Source organism: Paenibacillus sp. FSL R5-0744 (genome assembly GCF_037972555.1).
Taxonomy (GTDB): Bacteria; Bacillota; Bacilli; order Paenibacillales; family Paenibacillaceae; genus Paenibacillus_AQ.
Genome location: NZ_CP150228.1, coordinates 817267 through 839887, shown reverse-complemented (window position 1 = coordinate 839887; position 22621 = coordinate 817267). Strand labels below are relative to the sequence as shown.

The 22621-nt window shown below is 44.8% G+C and carries 18 protein-coding genes; 7 read left to right on the top strand and 11 right to left on the bottom strand.

The features are described 5' to 3' along the window. Window positions 1-73 precede the first annotated feature (73 nt). Window positions 74-1012 (top strand): YafY family protein, encoded by a 939-nt coding sequence (locus MKY19_RS03735; RefSeq protein WP_339800453.1) that lies wholly within the window; start codon window positions 74-76, stop codon window positions 1010-1012. Window positions 1013-1014: 2 nt separating this feature from the next. Here the strand turns inward: MKY19_RS03735 and MKY19_RS03730 are convergent, their stop codons facing one another. Beyond that, window positions 1015-1689 carry a MarR family transcriptional regulator gene (locus tag MKY19_RS03730; protein ID WP_339800450.1) on the bottom strand — a complete coding sequence of 225 codons (675 nt, stop codon included), beginning with the start codon at window positions 1687-1689 and terminating at the stop codon, window positions 1015-1017. Between the two features lie 168 nt (window positions 1690-1857). Here MKY19_RS03730 and MKY19_RS03725 point away from each other — a divergent pair, with 168 nt between their 5' ends. After that, the gene (locus MKY19_RS03725) at window positions 1858-2481 is read left to right on the top strand and encodes an NAD(P)H-dependent oxidoreductase (protein WP_339800447.1); all 624 of its coding nucleotides are present in this window, start codon (window positions 1858-1860) and stop codon (window positions 2479-2481) included. Window position 2482: 1 nt separating this feature from the next. On the opposite strand, the gene MKY19_RS03720 is transcribed toward MKY19_RS03725, so the two are convergent. Genes MKY19_RS03720 through lpdA form a run of 3 tightly spaced genes read right to left on the bottom strand, consistent with a single transcriptional unit; the run spans window position 2483 to window position 5650 of the window. After that, window positions 2483-3643, bottom strand: a complete 1161-nt coding sequence (locus MKY19_RS03720) for an ABC transporter permease (RefSeq protein WP_339800445.1) — start codon at window positions 3641-3643, stop codon at window positions 2483-2485. Continuing rightward, the gene (locus MKY19_RS03715) at window positions 3627-4259 is read right to left on the bottom strand and encodes an HlyD family efflux transporter periplasmic adaptor subunit (RefSeq protein WP_339800443.1); all 633 of its coding nucleotides are present in this window, start codon (window positions 4257-4259) and stop codon (window positions 3627-3629) included. Before MKY19_RS03715 ends, MKY19_RS03720 begins: the two co-directional genes overlap by 17 nt. Continuing rightward, a complete protein-coding gene (gene lpdA, locus MKY19_RS03710; RefSeq protein ID WP_339800440.1) occupies window positions 4256-5650 on the bottom strand; it encodes a dihydrolipoyl dehydrogenase in 1395 nt (464 codons plus the stop codon). Before lpdA ends, MKY19_RS03715 begins: the two co-directional genes overlap by 4 nt. Before the next feature lie 196 nt (window positions 5651-5846). Between lpdA and MKY19_RS03705 the strand changes: the two genes are divergently transcribed. The 3 genes from MKY19_RS03705 to MKY19_RS03695 all read left to right on the top strand — a co-directional run bounded on the left by MKY19_RS03705 (window position 5847) and on the right by MKY19_RS03695 (window position 7970). Further along, complete coding sequence (locus tag MKY19_RS03705; RefSeq protein WP_339804144.1) at window positions 5847-6413, top strand: TetR/AcrR family transcriptional regulator; 567 nt, start codon at window positions 5847-5849, stop codon at window positions 6411-6413. An 85-nt stretch (window positions 6414-6498) separates the two neighbouring features. Next, window positions 6499-7491 carry a DUF4003 family protein gene (locus MKY19_RS03700; RefSeq protein WP_149647722.1) on the top strand — a complete coding sequence of 331 codons (993 nt, stop codon included), beginning with the start codon at window positions 6499-6501 and terminating at the stop codon, window positions 7489-7491. A 20-nt stretch (window positions 7492-7511) separates the two neighbouring features. Further along, window positions 7512-7970, top strand: coding sequence for a GNAT family N-acetyltransferase (locus MKY19_RS03695; protein ID WP_339800435.1), 459 nt, complete (start codon window positions 7512-7514; stop codon window positions 7968-7970). 120 nt (window positions 7971-8090) lie between these two features. On the opposite strand, the gene MKY19_RS03690 is transcribed toward MKY19_RS03695, so the two are convergent. Both MKY19_RS03690 and MKY19_RS03685 read right to left on the bottom strand, forming a co-directional pair. Continuing rightward, a complete protein-coding gene (locus tag MKY19_RS03690) occupies window positions 8091-10736 on the bottom strand; it encodes an FtsX-like permease family protein (RefSeq protein WP_339800433.1) in 2646 nt (881 codons plus the stop codon). Window positions 10737-10749: 13 nt separating this feature from the next. Beyond that, the gene (locus MKY19_RS03685) at window positions 10750-11451 is read right to left on the bottom strand and encodes an ABC transporter ATP-binding protein (protein WP_042184895.1); all 702 of its coding nucleotides are present in this window, start codon (window positions 11449-11451) and stop codon (window positions 10750-10752) included. A 238-nt stretch (window positions 11452-11689) separates the two neighbouring features. On the opposite strand from MKY19_RS03685, the gene MKY19_RS03680 reads away from it, so the two are divergent. Together MKY19_RS03680 and MKY19_RS03675 are read left to right on the top strand one after the other, a co-directional pair. Next, window positions 11690-13501: an ABC transporter ATP-binding protein gene (locus MKY19_RS03680; RefSeq protein ID WP_339800428.1), complete on the top strand. Its 1812-nt coding sequence runs from the start codon at window positions 11690-11692 to the stop codon at window positions 13499-13501. After that, window positions 13488-15263, top strand: a complete 1776-nt coding sequence (locus MKY19_RS03675) for an ABC transporter ATP-binding protein (RefSeq protein ID WP_042184891.1) — start codon at window positions 13488-13490, stop codon at window positions 15261-15263. Before MKY19_RS03680 ends, MKY19_RS03675 begins: the two co-directional genes overlap by 14 nt. 80 nt (window positions 15264-15343) lie before the next feature. Here MKY19_RS03675 and MKY19_RS03670 read toward each other — a convergent pair whose 3' ends face one another. The 5 genes from MKY19_RS03670 to MKY19_RS03650 form a co-directional block, all read right to left on the bottom strand. Next, complete coding sequence (locus tag MKY19_RS03670) at window positions 15344-18709, bottom strand: HEAT repeat domain-containing protein (protein WP_339800426.1); 3366 nt, start codon at window positions 18707-18709, stop codon at window positions 15344-15346. A 171-nt stretch (window positions 18710-18880) separates the two neighbouring features. Next, window positions 18881-19633 (bottom strand): peroxide stress protein YaaA, encoded by a 753-nt coding sequence (gene yaaA, locus MKY19_RS03665; RefSeq protein WP_339800423.1) that lies wholly within the window; start codon window positions 19631-19633, stop codon window positions 18881-18883. 103 nt (window positions 19634-19736) lie between these two features. Beyond that, the gene (locus MKY19_RS03660; RefSeq protein WP_339800420.1) at window positions 19737-19988 is read right to left on the bottom strand and encodes a hypothetical protein; all 252 of its coding nucleotides are present in this window, start codon (window positions 19986-19988) and stop codon (window positions 19737-19739) included. A gap of 31 nt (window positions 19989-20019) precedes the next feature. Further along, window positions 20020-21576 (bottom strand): glycosyltransferase family 39 protein, encoded by a 1557-nt coding sequence (locus MKY19_RS03655; RefSeq protein WP_339800417.1) that lies wholly within the window; start codon window positions 21574-21576, stop codon window positions 20020-20022. A gap of 170 nt (window positions 21577-21746) precedes the next feature. After that, window positions 21747-22619, bottom strand: coding sequence for an aminoglycoside phosphotransferase family protein (locus tag MKY19_RS03650; RefSeq protein ID WP_339800414.1), 873 nt, complete (start codon window positions 22617-22619; stop codon window positions 21747-21749). Window positions 22620-22621: the final 2 nt, after the last annotated feature.

The window sequence follows — 22621 nt, the reverse complement described above, 5'->3', positions numbered from 1 at the left end:
TGATATGTGATCTTAAACTTATTATCATATATAAAGGTATCAAAACATGACACCTTAATAAGGAGCTTTTTATATGAAGAAATCAGAACGATTAAATGACATGATGAGATACTTAAACGGGCGAGAGTTTTTCAATCTAAGTGACCTTATGGAGAAATACAATATTTCAAAAAGCACAGCGCTACGTGATGTTACTTCATTAGAACAATTGGGTATGCCTATTTTCGCGGAACATGGAAGACACGGACGTTATGGTATTTTGAAAAATAGATTGTTATCCCCTATTATTTTCACGATAGATGAAGTCTATGCACTGTACTTTGCTATGCTGACGCTAGAATCTTATCAATCTACACCTTTTCATTTAAGTGTTAATAAGCTAAACGAAAAGTTCGAGCACTGTCTATCGAGTACACAAATCAACCAGATTCATAAAATGAAAAAAGTTCTACAATTCGAAATGTATCAGCATAAGCATGTCAGTCGTTTTTTAGATAAAATCCTGGCAAGTATTCTAAATGAATGTGCCTGTAACATTGAATACACAAAAAATAACGAGACAAAAAGCTATCCTGTACAATTCTTCAGAATTTCCGCGAAGTTTGGTCAATGGTATGCTACTGGAATAGAGTTAAATACGAATACATATAGAGTGTTTAGAGGCGATCGAATAACCTTCATTGAAGAAGAGGAACGCACAGCCCGCTATTCTATAGAAGAACTTCTTAGTCGTTCCTTAGAATTTTATCAATCCGAGAACAGCATTCACTTTGAAGTTGAGATTGCGGAGCAAGCTAAGGATATTTTTTATAAAGAGCATTATCCCTCTATGAAAATAGAAGCTGGCCCGAAAACAGTCATAAAGGGATTCTATAATCCAGGCGAAGAAGAATTTCTAGCTAATTATTTCATGCGTTATGGTCAGTATGTTAGAGCGGTGAAGCCTGAAGCCTTGAAACAAATGATTCAGGATAAAGTTGAGAATCTCTTAAATCACTATCAGAAATTATAAAACTACTCAAAAGAGGTAAAAAACACATCTTGAAGAATGGCCTTAGCTTTCTTAAGATTGCGTGTATCAAGTTGGTTAAGCATGTCTACGATTTGACTCATTTCATCGGTTTCCATTGCCTCATGAGATTCTCCAGCATTTAATCGTTCTTCTTCAGCAACCGATTCCGGATGAACCCATGATGCTTCTAAAGTATCCTCGAACGCTTGGATCAGAAATAACAATTCATCTGTGTTATATCTCTGTAGAAACCGATTTATCCCTTTATTCATCTCCTTATGTAGTGCTTGATGCAAATCGAATATTTCTTTTCCAAGAGGTGTTGTAAGAAACAGCACTTCTTTTTTATTATCGGGGAGAAACTCCGTGCGAATAATTTGCTGCAGAACTAATTTCCTAGTGATTTTGGACACGCTACCTTTCGGAATTCCGAAATGCTTCGAAATGGTAGTGCCATTCACCGGCTCAAGCTGTCCAATTGCATCGATTACATGCAGCATCATGACTGTGGAGTCTTGGAGGAAATCAATGATAAGGGGATTACTACAGTTCTGAATCAGCCACGCCTTCTCTTCATCATCCTCCGATTGAAATCGCTTTTGTAATTGGGGAATCATATCTATCAATTTTTTTATCATAATATCCTTATTAGGTAAGTTCTCGAAAGAATGCGTCACTGTTAAGTCTCCTCGTAAATTCATCTTATGCTCATTTTAACAAGACACAGCTCATAAATAAAGTTTCCTAGAAATAATATTGACAATAAGGAAACTTAAAACGTATTATTGTTTCCATGGTTAATATTTAATTTCTAGGAAACAATAAAACGAAGAGAAGGTATTTATATGAATGTCTTAGTTATTTTTGATCATCCCTACGGAGCATCAGCGTCCGAGAATATCCCACATCAGCGAAGCTATTCCGCAGCCTTATTAGCCTCCGTAATGCGAGGTCTTACCACCAAAGGTCATACGATTGATCTTATCGATCTGCATGCCGATGGATTTGATCCAGTCATGTCGCGCGAAGAACTTGCTGTTTGGCGACAAAAGAAAACCACCGACCCCCTAGTCGCCAATTATCAGCAACGGCTTTTGGCAGCAGATCATATCGTCTTCCTATTCCCCATTTGGTGGGAGGCCATGCCCGCTCTCACCAAAGGCTTTCTTGATAAGGTATTCGCAAAAGGTATTGTCTACGAGGAAATTAAACCTGGAAGGCCCTTCAAATGCTTGCTCACGAATCTTAAAGGAGTGTCACTGCTGACCGTAATGAACACGCCCGACTTCTTTTATCGCTGGATTTTTGGCAACCCCATCACCAAAATTCTGTTCAGAGGGACCTTCCGCAAAATGGGAATACGGAAGAACCTCCGTTGGTATAATTATGCCGGGATGTCAGATCGCAGCTTAGAAGAACGGGTGAAGCATCTTAATAAAACAGAACAACGTTTTGCACGACTAGAGTAGATTAGATTACTGAAGCTGGGACTGATTTCGAGAGCTGAACCTCGGGTTTGTTCGCTTCCCTGAGCACCAGCAATCCGATGAATAAGGACACAACACCAATAATGATCAGCAGTGCTCCCAGCTCCTGGCTGTAGGCTGTTAACGCCGCATCCCGAAAAGCCATCCCGCGTATAAGGCGATTAAGCCAGTTCATCGGCAATGCCCAAGCGGAAATTTGAAAAAACTCCGGAAACGCTAATGGGCTCAATTGGATTCCAGTGGCAAGAAACGACGGATACAATACGAAATTAGTTCGTAAATTAACTTTGGATACGTCTTTGGCAGTATAACCAATCAACAGGCCCATAAGTGACAGAGCAAAGGCATACACAAACAGCGGAATAATAAAAAGATAAGGCTCTGCTTCAAAGCGCATTCCCCCTACCTGCTTTAATAAGCCATAACACAGGAGCAGCGAGATCGTTGATAAAACAGCGTAAGGTACACTACGAACCCAAATCTGCCAAGGAGACTTCCCGTTTGCAAAAAGTTTCCCCTCCTGCCGTAAGCGAGGGGCAATTGAACCTGCTGCGCTTGTTGTAATCATCAGCACCACAATATTCACAAATCCAATGACCATAAAGCTCACATAACTTGTGGTCGGATTAAACAACATCCGCTGCTGCAGGGACAACGGAGAAGCAAGTCCTTTAGAGGTTTCGGCATCCATCCCCTTTTGGAGGAGACGGGTCATAGAAAGAGTCATATTTTCCGTCTGGATGACTTCCTGAATCGCAGTTCGGATGCCGGTTAGACCTGATGGCATGGTGTTATCCATTAAGATGCCGAGATTCGTTGATATCCCCTGCTGCTGATGCAGCCCTAACGCTTTGGGAAGGGTGATGACCGCGACAGCCTGCTCATTTGCCAATAATGTTTCTGGATCTAAGGAGCTGGCATACACATTAGTTACTTTCATATATGGAGAAGCATTTATTTTAGAGATCAGCTGTCGTGAATACGAGCTGTGATCCTCATCAATGACTACAACATGCGATTCGCTGATTTGATTCTTCGAGAACATCAAGCCAAAAAATATAGCCGCGATAAGCGGACCAATAAAAATCAGGCGTAAATACTTACTGCCCGCCACGTACTTCCACTCGTCAATCAGTGATTTCATCGAGCTTCACCTCCGCTGTCATCCCCGGAAGCAAATCAGCATTCGCATCCATAGCTATACGGACAAGAAACATGCTTAAATCGGCTTGCCCTTTTTCACGTGACATGCGTAAGCTCGCAAATTGAGGGGCGGCTGCGATGGAAGTAACCACACCCGTCACCTCGGCTTTATGGTCCAAATACGGAAAATGAACGTCGATACTTTGATTCACCTTTAGCTTTTGGATTTCGCTCTCCTGTATGTAAAGGTCTGTATAAAAGTTGTTTTTTTGCAAAACCGCCATTGGCATTCCTAGCTGTATTTGATCTCCCGGCTTCACAACAATCCTGTTGACCGATCCGTCATCCGGCGCGAGTACATCTGTTTCTCCTTCTTCAGCGGATTTAACCTTGAACAATACCTCTCCCTGTTTTATAGAATCACCTACAGCCACACTGACCTCTACAATTGACCCTGGACTGTTCTGATAAAAAATAGTCTTTTGCTCTGCATCAAGAATCCCTTGTTTCCTGCTCTCAGCTTGACTGACAGCATCCTTTCCTTTTATAGCAAGTAGCGAACCTCCAACGATTAACGCAATCGCAATTCCAATATATAAACCTGCTTTTATCTTCATTTCCCGCTCTCTCCCCTTACCATTTTTTTAGCCGCATTTTCGGCAGCCTCCATAATCACTTCTCCCAATGTGGGATGAGGGTGAATGGTCATCGCCAAGTCCTCTACGGTTGCTCCCATCTCAATGGCAAGGGCAAGCTCCGACACCAGTGTAGATGCTTCTACTCCAACAATTTGGGCACCAATAACGATTCCCGAGATTGGGTCCGCTACAATTTTGACGAACCCTTCCGTTTCCCTCAAGGCCAATGCTCTCCCGTTAATCCCAAAAGAAGATTTGCCAATAACCAGCGGGATGCCTTTTGCCTTTGCTTCTGTTTCACTTAAGCCAACACTGGCCAGCTCTGGTTCAGAAAAAACAACAAGCGGAATGGCTCTATAATCAACCTCGGAGGAAAGACCGGCAATGGCTTCTGCCGCAATTTTAGCTTCATAGGACGCTTTGTGAGCAAGGGCTGGACCCGACGTAATATCCCCAATTGCAAAAATATTCGGAATAGCCGTTCTGCACTGTTCGTCTGTCTCAAGGAACCCCCTGCTCGTCACTGGCAAACCTATACGGTCCAGCCCTAAAGCGCCGTCTGTATTTGGTTTTCTGCCGACAGTGACTAACACATACTCCGCTGTCACATGCAGCTGCTCCTGATTTTTCAAATAATGCAGTGTAATGGCGTCTGCACTCTGCACTACGTTCACAGCTGTCGCTCCGGTGATCATCTTAATCCCATCAGCTTTCAACTGCCTTCCAACAGGGCTCACAAGCTCCGCCTCAAATCCAGGCAGCACTTGATCTCCTCCCTCCAGAATCGTTACCGTTGTTCCAAATTTGGCATACATTTGCCCCAGCTCAACGCCTATATATCCACCGCCAATAACTACTAGGCTAGTTGGAACTTCACGGAGCGACAGAGCTTCTGTCGAAGACAAAACACGTCCGCCAACTGGAAAGGCTTGCAGCTCAATCGGACGTGATCCTGTGGCTAAGATGGCATTTTTAAAAGAAATGCTTTGCTCTTGTCCAGACTGACTGATAATAGCGGTATGCTCATCGACCAATCTGGCCTCCCCTTCCAAAATGCTCACACCTGCAGTCTTTAATAAATAGCCAACTCCACTTGCCTGCTTATTCACAATTCCTTGCTTGAAATCCTGAGCATTCTTAAATGACACTGCCGCATCCGCAGAGCTGAACGGTCTAAGCAACTCGTAACGATGGGATTCAGCAATTAATGCTTTGGAGGGAATACACCCAACATTAGTGCAGACTCCACCTAGCTGATTGCGTTCAACAATCGCTGTTCTCATTCCAAGTTGTGAAGATCGCAGCGCCGCCACATACCCACCCGGACCTGATCCAATGACCAACGTTTCTACGATCTCAAGATTCCCCATCTCCTGATACCTCCTGTACCTGCTATTTTAAAATATGATGATCGTAATATATTATTACCATCATATTTTAAAATCGTCAACAACCGTGTTTATCCTTTCATAAGCAGACAGTGCTCAGAATCGTTAAATTGACAGGCTTTATTATGATGCATATAATATTTTAAAAGTAGAATTATGAAGCTATGGAGTGATTATGATGCCCTATCCCAAAGGCCATAAAATAAAAGTACGGAATACGATTGTTGAAAGTGCTGCCCAGGCTTTTCGCACCCATGGCATTCATGATGTAAGTGTTCCCTTCATTATGAAGGGAGCCGGATTGACTCACGGCGGGTTTTATTCACATTTTGACAACAAAGAACAACTCGTCGCCGAAGCCTGCCGGTATGCCATCAGCGATACCATCGCACTTTTGCAGAAGGTCGCGGACCAGGAAGAGCAGAACCCCAAAATCAATGCGGTCATTGACTATTATTTAAGTCCGTATCACCGCGACAAAATGGAGATGGGCTGCATTATCCCTGCCCTTTCTGCCGAAATATCTCATTCTTCCGAAGAAGTTCGGCAAGTATTCACCCAGGAACTGGAGCGGATGATTGCTTTTATCTCCGCTCTGGCGGGAATTGAACCCTCCAAAGGTAGCGCACTGTTCAGCACCATGGTTGGCTCTCTAGTTCTTGCAAGGACTGTAAATGACCCTGAACTGAGCGACAGCCTTCTTTCGTCAGGCAAACGGTATGCTAAAGAGCTGGTTACGATCTAAAAACAATAAACACCCCAAACAAATGAATCCAACTCAGAAAATTTTCGTAATATTATGAATTATAGATAACTGAGGGGTGTATCCAATGAATGAGCAGTATGCTGCAAGGGTTGAATTGTTCGCAGAGAACGCGCAGAGGATCAAAAAGGCTTTTCCTTGGCATAATGCAATGGTTAGCCGTTTGGCGGGGTTACTGTACACAGCAGAGAATAAAAGTGCAGATGAGGATGCGATTCGTGCGAGCCACGAGCTTATTAAAGAAAATACCGGAATGTTTTCTTCGTTTAGGGGGAACTCGGCAATCAGTATTGCTACTATGCTCTCTCTTTCTGCTGACAAGGAACAACAGCTTGCAAACACGCTGACCGTGTATGACTTATTGAAGGACATCAAATTTAGAGCCTCTGATTATCTCGTCGTTGCCGCTTATCAAATCGCCGCTAATACGACAACAGATCAGTATCAGCGTACGGTAGAACGCGCAAAGATGTTTTACGATAGTATGAAAGCGAAGCACCGTTTCCTTACCGGACATGATGATTATATCTTCTCTGCCATGCTCGGCCTTTCCGATATCGACGTGGACAGCGGCATCGACCGGATGGAGCAGCTTTACACTACACTAAAGCCTGAATTTATGTCGGGGAACAGTGTGCAAGCTCTGACACAGGTACTGGTTCTTGGAAAAGAAGCTTCAGAAGCAGCGGATCGTGTACTGGCATTACGAGATGCGTTCCGTGCACATGGCATCCGGTTAGATAAGGAATATACCCTTTCTTCGCTGGGCGTGCTAACTTTGCTCTCCTCCAACAATAAGGACATGGTTACGGAAGTCTCAGAGACCTTCGAATTACTGCGTACCAAAAAAGGCTTTGGCAGCTGGTCCATTGTAAAGCAGGAATTGCTACTGCTGTCAGCTGCGCTGGTAGCCTTCAAATATGTAGAGGATGTGCAAAGCGGCATTGTAACCTCGATGCTTTCCACCAGCATCACTAATATTGTGATCGCACAGCAGGCTGCTCTTGCTGGGGCTGCGGCTGCGTCAGCTGCGGCTGCAGCTTCATCTTCTTCAAATTAAGTGGAAATGCGAGGGAAGACATGCACTCGATACAACCAATCACCGCTAGAAATGAAGAATGTTTATACCGTCTACTGAATATTTGGGAATTATCTGTGCGGCATACACATCTATTCCTGTCTGAACAGGACATTGATGCGTTGCGGCCACTGGTTATACAAGGGATGGAGCATATAAGTCATCTGCTTGCTTTTATAGATGACCATGACCAATCGCTTGGATTCATAGGGATTCAGGATAACAAGATTGAAATGCTATTCGTAGAACCTGCTGCAATGGGAAAAGGAATTGGAAAATCACTCGTTGCTTATGCTATACAGACACTGAACGTACGCTACGTTGATGTAAATGAACAAAATCCGCAGGCCTTAGGTTTCTATGAGCATATGGGTTTTCAAGTTTTTGAGCGTTCTGCACTGGATGAACAGGGGAGTCCTTTTCCTATCCTGCATATGAAGTTATCGATCGACTCACGTTAAAAGATTCCATCGCCTCTCAAAGCAAAAGAGACCGCTTCGAGTAGCCATAACAATGGCTGTTCGAAGCGGTCCTTTGTGTTTAAGTAGGATCAACTTTTGTTTTTGGTGTGGAAGCTCCGCTTATTCTACCGACTTCAACGCCTCAATCATATGAATCCGTTTGAGCTTAATATGCATGAAAGCCATGACTATGCCTGAGAACAGCAGTGTTAAGAGTGCGGCATACACATAGCTTGGCCACTTAATAATCGGCGCGAACATCGTCGCATCCAGCTCAGCTGTATTCAAGACGAAGCTGTGCAATATAATGCCAAGACCCGATCCGGCTACAATGCCAAGTAGGCTTAGCAGCATATTCTCACGGTAAATATACAACGTTACTTCCTTATCATAAAATCCCAATACCTTGATGGTTGATAGTTCCCTGATCCGCTCAGAGACATTAATATTGGTCAAATTGTAGAGGACGACAAAAGCTAAAGCAGCAGCCGATACAATGAGTACCAAGGTTACAACATCCATACTCTTCATGGTGTCATCAAAGGCAGTACCTACGTTGCTGGAAAAGCTGACCGCGGCCACTCCCTCATTATCTGTTAGCTTCTCGCCGAACTTGTCCTCCCATGCTTTATCGTGCGTGGTATACTTCAGCAGCTCTGTGTTGAACACCGGTTCTTGTCCAAATACGGAAGAATAATACGCAGGTGTCATATAAACATAGTGCATTACATAGTTCTCTGTAATCCCTATGACCTTAATCTTAAATGTCTCGTTATCCTTGTCCACCACATTCAACTGGTCGCCGGGCTCAAGCCCGTATAATTTAGCCAGCTTCTCCGAGATTATAGCGCCCTCGTCCGAAAGCGTGCGTTTTTCTCCACTCACTCGATCCCGCAGCTCCACATAATCGGATATCGCATCAACAGATGCAGGGATGAACATATGCACATCCTGATCATTTACACCACTGCTGTGCGCTTTCATCGTTTCCTGTGCCACACTTAGTGATCCAGTTATAGTGGACTCGCCAGTGATCAATTGCTCGTAGGCATCCCGCGCATCAGCAGACGCATCTTCATGCAGCGCTACAAGTGCATCATATTTCATAATCGTGCCGAACTGCTGAGGGGCAATGCTGCCGATCGAGTCTTTAAGACCAAACCCGGTCAGAATCAGCGCCGTACAGCCGGCCACGCCGAACACAGTCATGAACATCCGCTGCTTGTAGCGGAATAAATTCCGTGCGGTAACTTTCTGAACAAAGCTCAGCCGTTTCCATACAAACGTAACTCTCTCCAGTAGAATCCGCTGCCCGCTCTTTGGCGCCTTCGGACGCATTAACACAGAAGCATTGCTACGTAGCTCTACACGTGCGGCAATCCAAGCCGTCAATGTAGTGCAGATAAGCGCCACTATAATGGAAATGATGGAATACGACGGATAGAAGCTTTTGATAAGATCCGGCAGATTATAAAGCGAACTGTACGCATTATAGATAATGGTTGGAAACATGGTAAAACCGAGCGCAAGTCCCGCAACCGAAGCCGTCAAGCTGGCAAGTGTACCATAAACCAAGAATTTAGCCATAATGTCACGGTTGCCATACCCAAGCGCTTTAAGTGTCCCGATCTGCAAACGATGCTCCTCGACCATTCGAGTCATAGTCGTCAAGCTGACCAGCGCAGCAATCAGGAAAAAGAATACCGGGAAAGCACTTGCAATTGCCGACAATCGATCAGCGTTGTCTTTATATTCGGCATATCCCGGATTGGCACTTCGGTCAGTGACATAGACCTTCGGGAGCCCTAGTTCTGCAAGCTTTTGCTCCCCTGCAGCTAGTTCCGCCTTGGCAGAGACCAGCCCATCAGCAATGGCTTTCATGTTTGCAGCTTGTCCCTGCTGCACCACTTCTGGCTGGCGCTTTAAATCGGCGAGCTGCTTCTCGGCGGCAGCCACCTTGCCTCGTCCACTGGAAAGCTCTTTCTCGCCTTCCGCGCGCATCTCCGCAAGCCGAGCTTCCGGCACACTGGACATCGCCTGCTCTACTGCCTTGGTATGCTGTTCGATCAATCCCTCATACTCTGGTGAATAAGCCTTCACTCCGGTTGTATCCTTGAAGGAAAGATAGGCTTCCGTATAGACCGGGAGCTTAAAATCTGACTCTGGGATCGCTGCGAATGCATCCGCCGTCCCTTTACCAATTCCGCTGGTGCCCCGGGTACTCTTCTCTATAAATTGAGGACTTCGCACAAAGCCCACAACAGTATAATTCAATGTTTCAAAGTTGTTCGACAACTCCGCATCCGTTCCAGCTCCGCTGAACGTTATTTTGTCGCCCAGCGCATACTTTCCAGCCAGCTTGTCATCCAATACGATTTCTCCGGAATCCTCTGGAAGACGTCCTTCAATCACACTGTACTGGTTAAGAGGTTTATCTGAATTGTAAGAATGGACTTTGAGTATCAAAGCATTATCGCCGCTGAACACATCTGCGCTGTAACCCGGCTGGACTTCATCGATCCCCGGTACATCGCTCAGCAGATCTATGTTATCTTCGGTCAGACCATAGTTGGTCTGCACCTTCAGATCCATTAGTCTCGTCTCTTGATAAAAGGTTCCGGCTGTATCCAGCATATCTGGACCGGCTGACTTGATGCCAGAAAAGAAACTAACGCCCAGCATGATAATTGCAAAAATCGAAATAAATCGGGCCTTAGTGTGCCTAATTTCACGAAAAATATCTTTCCATAACGCACGCTTTTTCATAGATGCCTTCTCCTTACCATTCGATATCTTCAACGGATACTGGCGAAGGATTGGTTACCATCTTCCGTACCTTAGCATTATTAATCTCAATAACCCGGTCTGCCATTGGCGCAATCGCCAAATTATGCGTGATTACGATGACCGTAGTACCTGTGTTACGGCAGGTATCCTGAAGCAGCTTAAGCACTTGCTTACCAGTATTGTAATCTAGCGCACCTGTTGGCTCATCGCAAAGGAGCAGCTTCGGCTGTTTAGCTAGCGCTCTGGCGATAGCGACACGTTGCTGCTCACCACCAGACAGCTGAGCCGGAAAATTATCCAGCCGTGCACCTAATCCCACATCCTCCAGCACCTTACGCGCATCTAGTGCACGCGGGGAAATCTGAGAAGCAAGCTCAACATTCTCCAGTGTGGTAAGATTCGGCACTAAGTTATAGAACTGGAACACAAAACCCACGTCATTGCGGCGGTAGCCCGTCAACTCTTTGGCACTGAACTTGGCAATGTCCGTACCGTCCACAATGACCTGGCCTTCGTCAGCAGAATCCATCCCGCCAAGAATATTAAGCACCGTCGATTTGCCCGCACCGCTGGGGCCGACAATCACTGCAAACTCACCTTTATTTATCTCAAAATCAATTCCGTCGTTGGCAACGATCACACTTTCACCCATTTTGTAACGCTTGTACTCATTTTTGACAGCAACAAAGCTCATTCTCCATCCTCCTGTCTCTATCCAAACCAAGCCTAATCACTTTACATTGTTTCAGTTTATCATAATTAGAACGCCCAAGCCCGAATGGCAAACCCTCATTACTCAAGGATAAATTCACATCATTAATAAGTTCATTTTTTTGTAACAATAATGTAACAAGGAAATTTTACCGTAAACGATACTTAGTCAATTGATAGTGTTATAATCACTTTGTTTTATTCACTCTTTTCAGGCAAGAGTGAAAGAACAAGAACAATCAGAAACAGGTGATCAGATGTTCGAACTGAAATGGCTATGGCAGAACTTAGAGGGCAACCGGACACGGTACATTCTAGCGCTCTGCCTCTCAGTAGTGGGTTCAAGTCTTACGATTGTAAACCCTTACATCAGTCAGCGCATTGTCGATACGTTTATAGCAGGTGACAATGCGCTGCAGAATCTTACACAAGAACGGCAATTATTGATTATGCTCTGTCTGGGCATGATTGGGTTTTCTCTACTGCGCACAGGACTTGCTTATATTACAACCATGCAGTACGAAAGATCCTCGCAAAACATGATGTACAATATCCGTATTTTTTTGTACAACAAGATTCAAGGACAGGACAGAGAATATTACGACCGTAACCGTACCGGGGATCTCATGACCAAGATGACCGGGGATCTGGACATGGTTCGGCACTCGATGGCATGGATTTTCAAAACGATCATTGAATCGCTAACGATCTTCATTGCTGCTGTTATCTATTTTTTCACTATAGATGCTCAGCTAACGCTGTGGATGCTAATCCTGTCACCGCCCATTTTTATCGTGGCTTACATATTCGCTAAACGCGTCCGTCCTATGTATATTGACCTGCGTGAGCGGCTGTCCCAGCTTAACACGACTACTCAGGAGAATATTTCAGGCAACCGTGTGGTTAAGGCTTTTGCCCGCGAGGAGTTCGAAGTTCAAAAATTTACGGAGAAGAATGTCAATTACTCTACAGCGAACAAAAAGGCCGCCCTTGTATGGCTTGATTACTTTCCTTTTCTGGAATCCTTCGCTCAGGGCTTCAACGTCATTCTAATGCTGGCAGGTGGTTTGTTCCTGATGAACGGCCGGATCACCTTCGGTGAATTTACAGCTTTCTCTTCACTGATCTGGGCTATATCCAACCCTATGCGCAACATTGGTATTATTATCAACGACATTCAGCGCTTTTTTGCGAGCTTGTCCAAAATCATTGATATCTATTACGCAAAGCCTAATATCGTAAACGAGCATACGTCTACTGACAAACGCCGTTACGAAGGCCGTATTGAGTTCGATCATGTCCGCTTCAAATATGACAGCGCTATCGTACTTGACGATGTTAGCTTTACCGTAGAACCTGGTGAAACCATAGCAATCATGGGCTCGACCGGATCAGGCAAAACAACAATCATCAACCTGATTCCTCGCTTCTATGACGTAGCCGAAGGACGTGTACTCGTCGACGGCGTTGATGTCCGAAAGCTGGAGCTCGATGAACTGCGTGATAATATCGGCATGGCGACCCAAGATGTGCTCTTGTTCTCTGATACTATCGATGGAAACATCGCCTATGGTGATCCTGATCTTCCGGAAGAAGATGCGATAAGCTTTGCCGAGCTCGCAGCCGCACACGACTTCATTACCAAAATGCCTGAAGGTTATGATACCGTTGTCGGAGAACGAGGAGTCGGCTTATCTGGAGGTCAAAAACAGCGTATCGCTTTAGCACGTGCTTTGGCAGTTCGCCGTCCGATCCTCATTCTGGATGATACGACCTCTGCTGTCGATCTTGAGACGGAGGAGCATATTCAGAAAAGTCTACGCGAGCTGGATTATCCTTGCACGAAGATTATTATCGCGCAGCGTGTATCTACGACCGCGCAGGCTGACCGTATTCTCATTCTGGATAACGGGAAGCTGGTTGAGGAAGGCACCCACGCCGAACTGCTAGCGAAACGAGGCTACTACTATGATGTGTTTAAACTGCAGAACGAGGGTATTGGAAGGCAGGTGACCGCAAGTGGCAAGGAATAAATTCGACGTCGATGAGAATCTGGAATCGCCGTTTAATATAAAACACTTCCGGCGTGCGATGGTATACATCAAACGAAAGAAAACGCCAATGATTGTTGCATTTATCCTCAGTGCACTTTCAGCGGCCATTTCACTATCAGCTCCACTGATCATGCAGCATGTGATCGACGTGACCATTCCGGCAAAAGCGAAGCTTGCGCTACTGGGCTGGGCTGGACTGATGCTTCTGACCATTGTGGTCAGCGTTTATCTGGCTACTATTCGTTCACGTATCATGACGAGTGTTGGGCAGGATATTATTTTTGACATCCGTACAGATTTGTTTAAGCATCTGCAAGAGTTGCCCTTTAAGTATTATGACGACCGTCCGCAAGGCAAGATTCTCATCCGGGTCGTAAACTACGTTAACGCCGTTTCAGATGTGTTATCCAACGGTATTATCAACTTTATTCTAGAAATCGTGAATTTGCTCTTTATCGCAGCCTTCATGTTCGCTGTTGACGTACGTCTATCATTTGTCATCCTTGCAGGGCTGCCAGTATTCTTTGTCATCATGATGCTGATCAAAACTCGGCAACGCCGGGCTTGGCAAGCAGTATCCAATAAAAGCTCCAACCTAAACGCCTATTTGCAAGAAAGTATCAGCGGTATTGGTGTGACGCAAATGTTCTCCCGGGAACAACGCAACGAAGGAATCTTCACACGTCTCGCGGGTAATTTCCGTACAGAATGGATGAAGGCTCAACGTTACAACTTACTTATTCCGTTCTCCGTAGACAACTTGTCTACGATCGTTACATCATTGATTTTCCTTGTAGGCCTACTAACACTGAGTCCACAAGATATGACCCTCGGCGTCATTCTGGCGATGAGCAGCTACGCTGCCCGCTTCTGGCAGCCTATTCTGAATCTTTCGAACCTGTACAATAACTTCATCAACGCCGTTGCCTATCTCGAGCGTATCTTCGAGACGCTGGATGAGCCCGTTACCGTCAGTGATATTCCGGATGCGAAGACACTGCGGCCTGTAGAGGGCCATGTCACTTTCGACGATGTGACCTTTGCCTATGACCCAGGACTCAATATTCTGGAGAATATCTCCTTTAAGATCAAAGCGGGAGAAAGCATCGCTCTAGTGGGACCAACAGGTGCAGGCAAAACTACGGTCGTCAATCTGATCTCGCGCTTCTATAATATTTCAAGCGGTAAGATTCTTATCGACGATCAGGATATCTCGCAGGTTACGCTGAAGTCCCTGCGCAGCCAGATGGGGATTATGCTACAGGACAGCTTCATCTTCTCCGGTACGATCTTGGACAATATTCGTTACGGTAAACTCGATGCCACCGAGGAAGAAGTGATTGCTGCGGCGAAAGCCGTGTGCGCCGACGAATTCATCCGTGAATTCGATCAAGGCTACATGACGGAGGTCAACGAGCGTGGCTCCAAGCTGTCTCAGGGACAGCGGCAGCTCATCTCGTTCGCAAGAACGCTTTTGGCTGATCCGAGAATTCTCATATTAGATGAAGCCACTTCATCGATCGATGCGAAGACTGAGCGTTTGCTGCAAAAAGGTCTGAATGAGCTCCTTAAAGGACGTACCTCATTCATTATCGCGCACCGCCTGTCCACCGTAAAAAACTGCGACCGCATTATGTATGTGTCTAACAAAGGTATCGCAGAAAGCGGCTCACATGATGAGCTTATCGCACAAAAAGGTCTTTACCACCGCCTTTATACGGCGCAGAAGATGGAAGCTTAATTGAATAAACACCAAAAAAGCTCAGGCCGAATTGTAGCCTGAGCTTTTTTGGTGTTTATATTTTATTAAAACTATGAAAACTAATCTATCACCGTCCAAATATTTAGCGCAAGTGAGCCAACCGCAATATTCGTGTGATTTCTGTACACCCTCAAACGCTCTGCAGGCTCTGGACTCCAGAGTAGAGCACTTCCGGCAACCTCAAGCAACGAAAGTCCAATATACTGAGATTCGTAACTCCCCTCAGACCCTAGCACATCTACAATTTCCAATAAGGTCTCCGGACTCCAGTAGCCTGTGCTGTCTTTTAAATTATAAGCAACCTGCTTGTAGGCGTCGCTCAACAGCTGCGGCTGATTTGAAATACAGTTAACCATCTGATTCAGATAAGCGGCGGATTCCTGCACATTATTCCAGTCTATTACTGCTATATACAGCTTCATCACAACTTGCTGTAAAGTCTCATCCGATGTTAGACACTCAATCAATCCCGTATACAAAGGTTTAAGGTGCACCCGGGTGATTGTTGGCAAAGCGTTCAGCTGGTTGATAAGTTTCAGGAGACGTTGCCGATGAGGCAAATCTCTACTGGTAGTTGCATTCCATTCATCCCTTATCGCCGCACTAGCTAATTTCTGACAAACGCCGATTACAACCTCATTGATCTTACCATCGCGGCAGGTTTGTATTAGCGTGTTCATGGCAAATTCCCATCTGTTGCTGTCTTCCAAATCCATAATAGCCTGAGCGGTGGCAGCTGCAACAATGCCTTCATTTCCATTGGTCCACCACATCATAGAACTGAAAGCATACTTGCCGACAAACCCATCCGGATGATTTCCGATTTCAATGATTAATTTTAAATAGCGAAGTCTATAGTCTAGCGGAAGATCATTAGGCTGTTGGGATAACAAGCTTCTTGCGATATCACTTTCTGATGAAGCAGCCATTGCACTTAAAATCTCCCAAGTGCGCTCATCATCTAAAAGCTGTTTTGCAGCATGCCCTATGGCAATGATTACATCCTTGTGTGCATTTGGTTTCTCGAACTCGTTCATCAATAGCGGAATGCTGTCATCGCTTCTATAAGCACCCAGTAAGCGGATGGCCTCTTTTCTGACAGTGATCTTCAGCTTATCCCGATTCAGAAGCTCTTTCAGCATGGTAACCAGTAACACCGGATTCACCCTGCGGATGCATCTGGGTATCGAGTACATGGCTACACGTGCCCGGTCCCCATCCAGATTCTCCAGCAGAATGGGAAGTGCCTTCTCCGGTTCTTCCATAAGTGAAAAGGCATGAAGTGCAGCTTCTACTACAGTTACTTCCTTATCCTGCATAAGCCCAAGTAACCTATCCGAACCGAGATCAGGCATGCTTGCCATGATCTTAATAACTCTTGCACGCTCCCAAAGATTACGTTTGGCATCGTATGCAATTTTTTCTAATAAGGCACTTAAAGCTTGTTGCTGACGTGGCAGCCATCTGTGGAATCCATCCGCGGCCGGCACAAGATAGATCGTTTTGCCTGATAGGAACTTGCCCTTAATGACAGCCCCTGAAATAAAAGGATCGAGCCATTCTTGACGCTTCAGATGCAGATGCTGGAATACTTCATGGATCGTAATATACGATTTATCTAAAGCTAATAATTCCTTAACTCTGGCATCACGTGTTGTACGAGGCGCAAGCCAGTATCTGGCCGCTTGTATGGCTGTAGAATCTGCCTTTGCCCTCGTTGCTTCCTTTAACAAATTCTGAAGTTTTATGATGCCGTAACCTCTTTTACCAAATGAGCTAGCCAGGCTAAGTAGCAGATTGTAGTCTTCTCTTTTGTTGCCCTGTACAGCTAATGTATAGATTTCATCAAAGATGACCTCTTCTACTCCTTGGGGTAAATTCTTCTCCAATGATGGAAGTGAAAGCTGTCCGTTCTGCTGGGCCAGTTTCCGGATCGTATTTAAAGAGAACTTGAACAACTTACTGTGAGGATTTAATGCGTTATGCCGGAGAATAGCAAATGCCAGTTGTTGAACGGAAAACTTCGTACCATATGAAGTATCTCTGGCATCTATAACACTTTCAACAAGCATAGTAAGTTCTTGTACATGGGCATCGGTGAACACAGATGCAGGACTTTCTGAAAGCTCCTTAAACACAAAACCTCGAACAGGATCTTGCTCATTTCTAATCCGGCCCAAAAATACCAAAGTCTCATGCATACCCTGTCTCGACAGAACCGTACTTCTGATCAGTTGCATAAGCGCCGTGGAACGTTCTTCTGAACTGGATACCTTTGTTGCTTGTTCAAGCCCCGCTCTTGAATGAAGAATCGAACGGCAAGCGGTGAGTCTGATTGTTCTCTCCCGGTCATCATTGATTTCACGAAGGCCAAGCATCCGGGTGGCTTCCTTGTCACGCAAGGCATGCGGTAATACATAAAGTAATCTTTCCGGAAAAACACGGTCTTGGCGTTTATCTTCTTCATACACGGCATCAAAAATCACTTGGCGGTTGGAAGGTGCAATATTATGCAGCAACTTCGCTAAATGCATCGGGTGATCTGCGAGTAATTTCGCTATCTCAATCCATTGCTCCATGGATAAATATTTTTTTCTTTTTAGAACCCCTTCAGGCACACCATAAGAAATCAGATCGCTCCGCGACTCCGTTCGAGTCAGCAGCTGATACACCATATTCGGATTTTGGCGTACTAGCGTGCCAAGTTGTTCCTTTAACGCAGGATGTATGATACCCTCGGGTCCATGATTCATCGCACACACAAGTACCAGATCCGCCTTCAGATTACATAGGATCTCCATAGCTGATGAGAACCTCCACCAGACATATCCTTTTTCCCTGGGTGGTGTGCTTTCTAGCGTTGTTTCAAAGTATTCCGCTACTACGTCAAGATGCCTGCTGGCTAGTTTCTTCCAGTCTTTTATGGCATATCCGATATCTGCAAGCCACTTACTAACTGTTTCCGAATAACAGGCCTGCAATATAATCGCGGCTTCCTCCGCCCCCCACCGGGCGTACACCATAGGCAATAAACGTTCCGCCAATTCCTGACGGTTAATCTGTGAAATACTGTGCAGCAGCTTACGGCGGCAATCATATGATAAATGTGGGAGCTCACGTTCAATATCAGTATCTGAAGCCACCTTTGCCAAAAGACCCGCAGCCGTATTTCTGATACTTGCCATGGGATGCCGCAGTGCTGACAGAATAATAGGGGCATCATGTGTTGCAATGGCACCGATTAAGGCAAGACGTGCTTCATAAACGCCATCCTCCAGCAAGGAGGCTAGTAATTGGGAGTACTGGACAGATCCAAGATGATCACGGCCTAATATCGCTACTTTTTTGACTCTGTCGGAATAGCCTAGTGAATCCAATTCTTTAAGTAAGCTCTGTTTGTCCAATGGATCTCTTTTAAAAATCATAAGCCCTCCTCTTTCACCTGTTCTTATTCCATCCGAACTTTATTCTCTATACTGCAATCTATCCCCTTTAAAAAACTAGAATTCCCCATATAGTTTCGCTAATCAAAAATAAAGGTAACCCTGAAGCTGGTTGTTCAACCACCTCCAAGATTACCCGTAGTACTACTAACTCTATTCATTCTTTTTTTGTATAAACACATACGTACTCTCATTCGACAGCTCCTCAGCAAAGCTGAAATCAAACCCGTCGAAGCCTTTGATATCCTCCACACAGGTGATTTGCCGCTCAGCCATGAAGCGTACCATTTCACCTCTGGCCATCTTGACCAGGGTCGCTCTCTCAACGATCTTACCGCCGATTTCTTGCCCGAATACACAGCTAATCATTTGAACGTTTCCGCCAACATACGGGGAGATGCACTTGCTGTATTCCTTAGAGGCCAGATTCAGAATGATATCACTCTCCGAAAATAGCTGATCTGCAAGCTTCCTGTTCCAGAACTCATAGATAGACTTGAAACCTGGTCCGCTAAGCTTAGCCTGCATCTCCAGCCTGTACGGAACAACGCCGTCAAACGGCCGGACGATTCCATAGAACCCGGACAATATCCGCAAATGCTGCTGAAGATATTCCAGCTCCTCCATTTGAAGTACCCCGGGTGCCATGTACTGGTACTGGATACCTTCATAGGAAAAGATAGCCGGTGTAAGATTCTGTGTTACATCCATATCCCGAATCCGTTCCACATTTAGCGTGGCGATGGCATCATTGCATTTCCATAGCGATTTGGCTTCTTCATAATTCAACTTTTGTAATAAGGCCAGAAGCGTCTGCGACTCGCTTATGAATTGCGGCATCTGGCGGCAATCCATAAAATCCGTATCCATCTTCATCTTCTTGGCAGGCGATATAATGATTCTCATGTTGCTCCCTTTTCTCTTTTCTTACCCCCGCGGGGAATTTAAATGTAATCTTATCCTATCACACTTAATCTTCGTAGGCTTGGGGCAAGTTCATGAAATTTGTTCACTGTCGCCCACTTTGCCCGCTAACTCCTCCATCTGTACCTTGGCTGCCGTTTCTTCTTGTCCCACCATTTATGCCGGGAGAGCTACCTCCATCTTTACCCCGACCACCGTTAAAGCCCTGTCCCCCGTTCGCCCTTGAACCAGAATCTGTACTTGATATCTTCTGAGCGGTGATGGCGTCACAGGAGATGAGCACCATGGAACAACTAAGCACTACTATGAGCAAAGTGATATATCGCTTGATCCGCATCTATGAACCCCCTCTTTCCGAGCAAACATGGTCAACGTGGAAAATATCTTTTTAACATATAATCATATACATCTTTAAAACCCATGTAGGATAACACGATCAGCAGCGGATATACCGGGTAAATATATCGAGACTTAATCTCCCATAGTAGATAAAATCCGATAAAGCCCAGCACCACAAGAATCAAAGAGGTCTCTTCAAATCTTTTGGCTCTTATTCCACCGATTAAGCGAACGAGTATAAAAACATACATCAGAAAATTCAGGACATACAGCAACCACAGTAGCCCGCTGCGGTAGCTCGAATCCCCCTTAAATAGATCCGTAGCAGCATTAGTGTAGCTATAACGGTCCATGACAAAGCCCATTCTTCCACCGTTACTGGATGATCCATCATTCCCAAGTCCATATCGTTCCATCTGGTATGTTCCTTCTGTCCAGGTCCAAACGATTTTTTTATAATACATTTTCACTACGTCGCTTAGGCTCGCCTCGGAGAGTTTATGGCTGATTTCCTCTTTAAATAGCTGCGTACTTTCTGTCTTATTATAATTGGCATCCTGCTGATAGATCGTATAGCTCTGCCAGTTATCCCAGAATCCAAACGTCTCCAGATTGATCCCCATATTCATCCACATATAGACCGGTGCGGAATTTTCGTTAATCGGTTCATCTACGACATTCGTCGCCTGCAGCACAGCATTTTGCGCCCAACCTGGAACATTAAACAATAAAGCCGTAATAAACAAGGCGCTTAGAGCCTTTTTCACCCCGATCGCACGCATGTTGAACAAAAGACTGACTACCACAGCAATCAGAAAAATAACACCGATACTTCGGAAATAGTTGCCGACTGCCAGGAAGATGGCTGCGAAGACAATATCCTTTAAGGACTTTCTTTTGATAAATTTCACGGCAAAATATAAAGCACTTGTTAAAAAGGCGGTAGCGATCACATCGTTATAAATTAAATTACTCATAAACAAAGAAGGGATATAGGTAGCGGCAAATACGAGAATGCCATAATCATGATCCTCAGACTTACCCTTGAGCTCTTTATACAGCAGGTAAATCATTAACGAGGTTAAGAGTGTAAATAGAATATTGAATACTTTGATCACCAAGTAATTATCCGGAAATAACTGTAGCAACGTCTTTAAGTACACAACAATCGAGAAGTTAAACGGGAACATATGCAGATAACCTGTCGTGTCAAAAGATGAATAATCATTCCTGTACAGCATATCGAGTGCCAGTGAAAGCACCGTCTGCGAATCATCCGTCGGCAAGCGAGGAAATAGAAAAATGATCACGATCTGAATAGCAAAGGAACATAGCAATATGGCTGGAATTACGATTTTCCAACTGTACTGATTAAGCTTCAGGCATATTTTATACAAAATAACGCTTAACGCCAGCACCACCACAATCCCTAGAATAAAAAGGCCCAGCTGTTGCTTCTCCAAAACTGGCGTGTCCCCATGTACGAAATAATTATATTTCGCCCGGATAAAAAAGGAGGAAGCGATAAACAGTCCTATGAAGCATGCCAGTATGAGATACAATGTTTTTTGAATTGCCCTTACCATGGAAAACCTCCTTTTCACAGTCGAAGTCTATACAAGCACATCCCCCGATTCATAAAAAGCATTATAAACACCCAAACTGAATATTGAATGAAAGCAGCGAACAAACGTAAATAGACCGCCTCCCTCGCAAAGGGTTGCGGTCTGTATTGTAATTCTTTTTAAGATGAAGTTCATTTAAACCCTTGGAAATCCAAATCTTTCAGGAAGCGATTACTTCCTAGTATGCTTTTTACCCTCTTCGATACATTAGGTCCTTTAGGTGTACTGCCTCGTCTATTCAGTAAGATCCATCTTAGACAAGCCCATGCTTCGAATACCTCAAGCTCTTCCTGCTTCATAAAATTGTCCAATAGATAAGCAGAACGGAACATATCAGCGTAACGCTCGGAGATGTGGACTTTCAGCAGAATAAGTGACCATGCAAAATCATATCTAGGGTCTCCCAACTGGCCGTTCGTCCAATCGATGACGGTAAATCGCTGTTGTTCCTCTACTATATTCCCTAAATGAAAATCTCCATGAATGATACGATCTTGTCTCATTGGAGTTTGCTCCACTAGAGAAATCAGAGCTTGATTAAGGTCTGTATGCTCTCTCCCTTCAGGAAAAAAGTAGTCGATGAAATCGTACTTAGGTAGTTGTATATGTTCCAGCTCAGCGATATCTATTTGATGAATTCTGGCTAAAATGCTCGCGAGCTCCTTCATTGTCTTATTATTCACTTTATGAATTGGCGTTCCGTCAAAGCTTGTTAACAACACCTTATTCCCGTCCGGATTGATTCCCCAACCCACTGGTTTAGAGACGGCTACCCCTCGTTCGGACAGGACATCCAATAAACGATATTGAAACTGAACATCTGGTTTGGAGCTCTTACTCCATGTTTTCAAGACATAGCTTTCCTGATCTAGATTGATCTTTAGAACCTCAGCTTCAAAGCCATCATCCATCGGATGCGTGGTTAAGCTGGCTTCATGATAGAGTAGCTCATCCATGATTTTATGGTGTTCAAGCCAGTTTACATTAGTTATAGGGGTTCTCAAGA

Coding starts and splice junctions, on each gene's coding strand:
- MKY19_RS03735 (WP_339800453.1), top strand. CDS start 74: ATGAAGAAATCAGAACGATTAAATGACATGATGAGATACTTAAACGGG.
- MKY19_RS03725 (WP_339800447.1), top strand. CDS start 1,858: ATGAATGTCTTAGTTATTTTTGATCATCCCTACGGAGCATCAGCGTCC.
- MKY19_RS03720 (WP_339800445.1), bottom strand. CDS start 3,643: ATGAAATCACTGATTGACGAGTGGAAGTACGTGGCGGGCAGTAAGTAT.
- MKY19_RS03715 (WP_339800443.1), bottom strand. CDS start 4,259: ATGAAGATAAAAGCAGGTTTATATATTGGAATTGCGATTGCGTTAATC.
- lpdA (WP_339800440.1), bottom strand. CDS start 5,650: ATGGGGAATCTTGAGATCGTAGAAACGTTGGTCATTGGATCAGGTCCG.
- MKY19_RS03705 (WP_339804144.1), top strand. CDS start 5,847: ATGCCCTATCCCAAAGGCCATAAAATAAAAGTACGGAATACGATTGTT.
- MKY19_RS03700 (WP_149647722.1), top strand. CDS start 6,499: ATGAATGAGCAGTATGCTGCAAGGGTTGAATTGTTCGCAGAGAACGCG.
- MKY19_RS03695 (WP_339800435.1), top strand. CDS start 7,512: ATGCACTCGATACAACCAATCACCGCTAGAAATGAAGAATGTTTATAC.
- MKY19_RS03690 (WP_339800433.1), bottom strand. CDS start 10,736: ATGAAAAAGCGTGCGTTATGGAAAGATATTTTTCGTGAAATTAGGCAC.
- MKY19_RS03685 (WP_042184895.1), bottom strand. CDS start 11,451: ATGAGCTTTGTTGCTGTCAAAAATGAGTACAAGCGTTACAAAATGGGT.
- MKY19_RS03670 (WP_339800426.1), bottom strand. CDS start 18,709: ATGATTTTTAAAAGAGATCCATTGGACAAACAGAGCTTACTTAAAGAA.
- yaaA (WP_339800423.1), bottom strand. CDS start 19,633: ATGAGAATCATTATATCGCCTGCCAAGAAGATGAAGATGGATACGGAT.
- MKY19_RS03660 (WP_339800420.1), bottom strand. CDS start 19,988: ATGCGGATCAAGCGATATATCACTTTGCTCATAGTAGTGCTTAGTTGT.
- MKY19_RS03655 (WP_339800417.1), bottom strand. CDS start 21,576: ATGGTAAGGGCAATTCAAAAAACATTGTATCTCATACTGGCATGCTTC.